The sequence below is a fragment of the uncultured Vibrio sp. genome (assembly GCF_947488985.1).
Classification (GTDB): domain Bacteria; phylum Pseudomonadota; class Gammaproteobacteria; order Enterobacterales; family Vibrionaceae; genus Vibrio.
Genome location: NZ_CANLBV010000252.1, coordinates 1 through 792, shown reverse-complemented (window position 1 = coordinate 792; position 792 = coordinate 1). Strand labels below are relative to the sequence as shown.

Sequence of the window (792 nt, the reverse complement as noted above, 5' to 3'; positions counted from 1 at the left end):
CCGTATGGCTAAGGTGTTTGGGGTTTCTCGAAGTGGGTTTTATTATTGGATTGATAATCGCCATAAAGTCACTCAGCGCAACGAGTACCGTAAGCATCTTGATAGCAAAGTTCGAGAAGTCTTTGATGATAAAAAGGAACGTGACGGTGCAAGGCGTATTCAAAAAGAACTTGAGGCAAATGGTAATAAGCACGATGTAAAAACCATTGCCGCGAGCATGAAACGCCAGAGCTTAGTCGCGAAGGCCGCCCGCAAGTTCAAATGTACGACAGACAGTAAGCATAGGCTTCCTGTTGCCCCGAACTTGCTTGAGCAAGACTTTAATGCGACAGCACCAAACCAAAAATGGGCTGGAGATATCACCTATCTAGCAACAAGCGAAGGTTGGATGTATTTAGCCGTTATTATCGACCTGTACTCACGGCAAGTCGTTGGATGGTCAATGAATACCAGAATGACCGCAACTCTGGTTTGTGATGCTCTATCAATGGCATTGTTCCGCAGAGGTATGCCAGAAGAGGTGATTATCCACAGTGATAGAGGTAGCCAATATTGCTCAAAAGACTACCGAGACTTAATCGCAGCTCATAATCTAAAACAAAGTATGAGTAGGAAAGGAAACTGCTGGGATAACGCCTGTGTTGAAAGCTTTTTCCACTCAATGAAAGTAGAAGCCGTCCAATACGAGCCGATAATGACTCGAGAAGAGATGCGCCAAGCGCTTTTTGAATACATTGAAGTTGATTATAATCGAACAAGAAGGCACAGTGCTCTTGGGTATGTAAGCCCAGT

At 44.4% G+C, this 792-nt stretch carries 1 protein-coding gene; it reads left to right on the top strand.

Annotated elements, in window-relative coordinates; translation table 11 throughout:
• Nucleotides 1-792 (top strand): IS3 family transposase (locus tag Q1A70_RS20195; protein ID WP_299695828.1); only part of this gene is annotated, 792 nt, incomplete at both ends.